Source organism: Pseudomonas sp. (assembly GCF_035277045.1).
GTDB lineage: Bacteria > Pseudomonadota > Gammaproteobacteria > Pseudomonadales > Pseudomonadaceae > Aquipseudomonas.
In genome coordinates this window covers 1-4706 of record NZ_DATELE010000175.1, presented here as the reverse complement: position 1 = coordinate 4706, position 4706 = coordinate 1, and the positions used below count along the sequence as shown (strand labels likewise).

Below are 4706 nucleotides of genomic sequence, written 5' to 3'. Positions count from 1 at the left end.
AGTCGCGCTGCACCCAGCGCGCATGGCCGGTGGCCTGGAGCATGTCCAGGCGCTGGCCGTCGCGACGCCGGTGCGTCGAGCATTCGTAGCCGGCCATCAGAAAGCTCTGGAACAAGCCTCCCGGCATACCTCCCGACAGACCAGAGCCGCCCCTCTCCTGGCCGCTCAACCGGGTTCGATCTCGTGGGTTTCAAGCGTCATGCCCGCCGCTTGCGCGATGCGTTGGTACACAGCCAGCGCCTGTCCCACCACCTGGTCCATGTTGTAGTACTTGTAGGTACCTAGCCGTCCCAGAAAGGTGACACCCGGCGTCTCGTCGGCGAGGGCCTTGTAGCGTTTGTAGAGCTCGGCGTTCTCGGGGCGTGGCACCGGGTAGTACGGGTCGCCCTCGGCGCAGGGGTACTCACGGGTGATGCTGGTGTGCCGGTGCTCCTGGCCGGTGAGGTGCTTGTACTCGGTGATGCGCGTATAGGGCACGGCTTCGTCCGGGTAGTTGACCACGGCCACCGGCTGGAACCACTCCTGCTCGAGGGTCGTGTGCTCGAAGCGCAACGAGCGGTACGGCAGCTGCCCGAAGCAGTAGCCGAAGTATTCGTCGACCGGTCCGCAATACACCAGGTGCCGGTACGTCACCCGGTCGCGCACGGCCTCGAAGTCAGTCCCCAGCAACACATCGATGGTGGGCAGATCGAGCATGCGCTCGAACATCCGCGTGTAGCCCTGCAAGGGCATGAGCTGGAAGCGGTCGGTGAAGTAGCGGTCATCGGCATCGGTGCGGGTGGGGACCCGCGAGGTCACCGAGCGGTCGAGCTGCGAGGGATCGAGGCCCCATTGCTTGCGGGTGTAACCACGAAAGAAAGTCTCGTACAGTTCGCGCCCGATCTGGTTGATCACCACGTCCTCGGAGGTCTGGATCGAGGCCACCGGCTCGGCGCGCTGGGCAAGGAACGCCTGGGCCTGGGCCTCGTCCATCGCAAGCCCGTACAGGATGTTGAGGGTGGTGAGGTTGATCGGAATGGGCACCTGCCGCCCCTCCACCTCGGCCAGGACCCGATGCTCGTAAGGCCGCCATTCGGTGAAGCGTGACAGGTAGTCGACGATACGCGCCGCATTGGTATGGAAGATATGCGGCCCGTAGCGGTGCACCAGGATCCCGGCTTCGTCGTAATGATCAAAGGCGTTGCCGCCAACGTGCTCGCGCCGATCGATCAGCAGCACGCTCCTGTTCATGCCCGCCGCGAGGCGTTCGGCGAGCACGCTGCCGGCAAAGCCCGCGCCCACGATCAGGTAGTCGTAGCCTTGCGCCGCCGGGCACTGGGAGGGGCCGGCGATGGCCGATTCAAGGGTTACCTGTGGCATTCGATCTGCTCCTTCATCGCGGCGCAGGTCTGGTCCCACGACATGCCATCCAGGGCCTGGTCAGCGCGCCGGGCAAAGGCTTGCGGGTCGTCCTTGTCGTCGAGCGCGGCCTGGATGGCTTCGATGAAGGCCTGGGGCGAGTCGGCGATGCTGACGACACCACTGTCGCCATAGCCCGTGATCACGTCGCGGATCGGCGTCGACACCACCGGGCAGCCACCGGCCAGGTACTCGGGTGTCTTGGTCGGGCTGATGAAGCGCGTCGACTCGTTCAGGGCAAAGGGCATCAGGGCCACGTCCCAGCCGGACAGATAGGCAGGCAACTCGTCATACTGCCTGGCCCCGAGATAATGCAGGTTGGCGGCGCGCGGCAGCGTGTCGGGATCGATCTTGACCACAGGTCCAAGCAGCACGATCTGCCAATGCGGCCGTTGGGCCGCGAGTTCGCGCACCAGCTCGATATCGAAGCGCTCGTCGATCACCCCGAAGAACCCCAGCCGTGGTCGGCCGATACCCGCCTGGTCCGCGGGCTCTGGCAAGGCGTCGCGGGCCTTGCCGAAATGCGCGACATCCACGCTGCTGGGCATCGGGTGGACATTGCCATGGTGCTCGCGCTTGGCCTCCCACAGGCTGTAGCCGCCGGTAAACACCACGTCGGCGCGGTCCAGCAGCTCGCGCTCCATGTCGAGCAACGCGGGGGGCGCGTTCTTGAACGCCGAGAGCTCGTCCATGCAGTCGAAGATCACCACGCGGCCTTGCAGGTGCCGGGTGAATGCCAGGCTCATCGGGGTGATGTACCACAGCAGCAGCTCGCTGGCGCCTTGCCGCGCCAGCCGGATGTCGAGCAGCGCGCGCAAGGCTGCGTTGATCTCGGCCTCATCGAGGCCGTGGGGCAACCTGGGCACCAGCACCGAAACACCGTCGGCGCCAGGGTAGGACTCCAGCCAGGGCGCTGGCGTGTCCTCGAACAGCGGCTCTTCGAAAAACAGCACGTCATAGTCGTGCGCAAGACGCGACATCACATGCTGCGGGCGCTGGTAGACAAAGCCCCAGCGCAGGTGCGACAGGCACAGCAGCGTCGGGCGCAACGCGACGGCCTGGGAAGGCTCCGGGCCGGTTGCGCAAGGGTCAGGCTGTAGAAGGTGTTCTGGCTGATTCATGCGTGCATCCTTTGTATGAATATCAATACCGGGGCTTCCCGACACCGAGGGATCAACCCGAGCGCCACGCGCGACGGGCCACCACGATCCCCATACCTCCATGTGAAGCGTTGGAGCGAGCGCCGCGAAAGGGTGTTCAGCGCGCTTGCGAGCTACCCGATGAACTGCATCTCCCGCTGGTCAAACCGCCTTGAACTCCTGTGCCTGCGTGAAGCCTTCTGCATGACAAGCCGCCGTCTCGAACGTGCGCAAGGATGCGACTCCGCCAGGTGGCGGCATGCCGACGACATCGGTCCTGGCAAACAAGGAGGCTTATCCATGATTCTGATTACCGGAGGTACGGGCTACATAGGCGCTCACGTGGCCGTTGAACTGCTGAACAATGGCGATCAGGTGCTGATCCTCGACAACCTGTGCAACAGCTCCAGGACGACGCTTGGCCTGATAGCCAGCGTAGCTGGCAGAACGCCAGGTTTCGTCCAGGCGGATGTGCGGCACCGGCGCACGCTCAATAGCCTGTTCAGGGAATACCCCATCGAAGCAGTGGTGCACTGCGCCGGGCTCAAGGCCGTCGGCGAGAGCGTGCGTGATCCGCTGCGCTACTACGCGACCAATGTCGGCGGCAGCGTCACGCTGTGCCAGGCGATGGCCGAAGCGGGGGTATTTCGCCTGGTATTCAGCTCATCCGCCACGGTGTACGGCGACTGCCCGCAGATGCCCATCGCCGAGACCTGCCCTACCGGCCAGCCGACCAATCCCTATGGCCAGTCCAAGCTGATGGCCGAGCACGTGATGCGCAGCACGGCCGCGTCGGACCCGCGCTGGTCGGTGGGGCTGCTGCGCTATTTCAATCCGATCGGGGCGCACCGTTCGGGCAAGCTGGGCGAACGGCCCAGCAGCACGCCCAACAACCTGCTGCCCTACCTGCTGCAGGTTGCGGCGCGCGAGCGCGCGGTGCTCAAGGTCTTCGGCAACGACTATCCCACGCCCGACGGCACCGGCGTGCGCGACTACGTCCATGTGGCGGACCTGGCCGACGGCCATGTCCGTGCCCTGGAGTTCCTGCGCGGGGAGACCGGCGTGCATGTCTGGAATTTCGGCACTGGCCGGGGCTACTCGGTGCTGGAGGTGGTGCAGGCGTTCGAACGCGCCTCAGGGGTCAGGGTGCCCTTGAGTTTCGAGGCCAGGCGGGAGGGTGATATCGCCCGCTGCTGGGCGGACCCGGCGAAGGCGGCGCGGCAGATCGGCTGGAAAGCCCGCCATGGGCTCGAGCAGATGCTTGAGGATGCCTGGCGCTGGCAATGCTGTAGCCGTGAGAGAGGCGAGCCACTTGCGCTGGCGACCCTGCCGGCCACTGGCCGGTAGGATCGCCTGCTAAGGCAAACCGGCCCTGAACGGGCCGGCGACAGGGTCAGGCGAGACGCTTGGCGCTGCGGTGCTGGTGGATCACGCCCATCAGCACGACCACCAGCGCTGCGATACCGGTGGAAATCACCAGGATCTGGTAGTCAGGCATGAATGCCATCACGACCAGGCAGACCACGATGAAGGCGATCACCAGGTAAGTCAGCCAAGGGAACAGCCACATCTTCAGGCGGATTTCCTTGCCTTCGGCCAGCAGCTTGCGGCGCATGCGCAACTGCGAGAAGGCGATGACCAGGTACACCAGCAGCGCGATCATGCCAGTGGTGTTCATCAGCGTGTCGAGCACGTCCTTGGGACGCAGCTCTTCGCTGAAGTTGATCAGCGCGCAGACCACCGCCACGGCGCAGGAACCCATGATCGCGAACACCGGAACACCGGTGCCCGCACGGGTGATCTTGAAGAACGACGGTGCGTCGCCACGCTGGGCCAGGGAGAACAGCATGCGCGAGGCGGTGTAGTGGCCCGAGATCAGGCAACTGCTCACCGAGGTCAGCACGACGAAGTTCATCAGCAGCTCGGCGTATGGCACGCCCAGCAGTTCCAGGGTACGGCGGTAGGCGCCATAGCCCGAGAGGCCCAGGTGCGGATCGTTCCACGGTACCAGGCAGACGATCAGGAAGATCGAACCGACGTAGAACAGGCATACGCGCCACACCACCGAGTTGGTGGCCTTGACGATCTGCCCGGCCGGGTCCTTGGACTCGGACGCCGCGATGGTCACGATCTCGGCGCCCAGGAAGGCGAACATCACCCCGAGCAGCG

General features: G+C 65.1%; 4 protein-coding genes. 1 reads left to right on the top strand and 3 read right to left on the bottom strand.

Going from position 1 to position 4706, the window contains the following annotated elements; genetic code table 11:
- Positions 1–165: 165 nt before the first annotated feature.
- Together glf and VJS90_RS08975 are read right to left on the bottom strand one after the other, a co-directional pair.
- Entirely contained in the window at positions 166–1359 is a 1194-nt protein-coding gene (gene glf / locus VJS90_RS08980; RefSeq protein WP_324121130.1) for a UDP-galactopyranose mutase, read from the bottom strand.
- Positions 1347–2519, bottom strand: coding sequence for a glycosyltransferase family 1 protein (locus tag VJS90_RS08975; RefSeq protein ID WP_324121128.1), 1173 nt, complete (start codon positions 2517–2519; stop codon positions 1347–1349). Before VJS90_RS08975 ends, glf begins: the two co-directional genes overlap by 13 nt.
- A gap of 318 nt (positions 2520–2837) precedes the next feature.
- Between VJS90_RS08975 and galE the strand changes: the two genes are divergently transcribed.
- Positions 2838–3884, top strand: a complete 1047-nt coding sequence (gene galE / locus VJS90_RS08970; RefSeq protein WP_324121125.1) for a UDP-glucose 4-epimerase GalE — start codon at positions 2838–2840, stop codon at positions 3882–3884.
- 46 nt (positions 3885–3930) lie between these two features.
- On the opposite strand, the gene VJS90_RS08965 is transcribed toward galE, so the two are convergent.
- Positions 3931–4706 (bottom strand): amino acid permease (locus VJS90_RS08965; RefSeq protein WP_324121123.1); only part of this gene is annotated, 776 nt, incomplete at its 5' end.

What these genes read in the sequence shown, in the direction of transcription:
- glf (WP_324121130.1), bottom strand. Translation starts at nt 1,359, where the DNA reads ATGCCACAGGTAACCCTTGAATCGGCCATCGCCGGCCCCTCCCAGTGC.
- VJS90_RS08975 (WP_324121128.1), bottom strand. Translation starts at nt 2,519, where the DNA reads ATGAATCAGCCAGAACACCTTCTACAGCCTGACCCTTGCGCAACCGGC.
- galE (WP_324121125.1), top strand. Translation starts at nt 2,838, where the DNA reads ATGATTCTGATTACCGGAGGTACGGGCTACATAGGCGCTCACGTGGCC.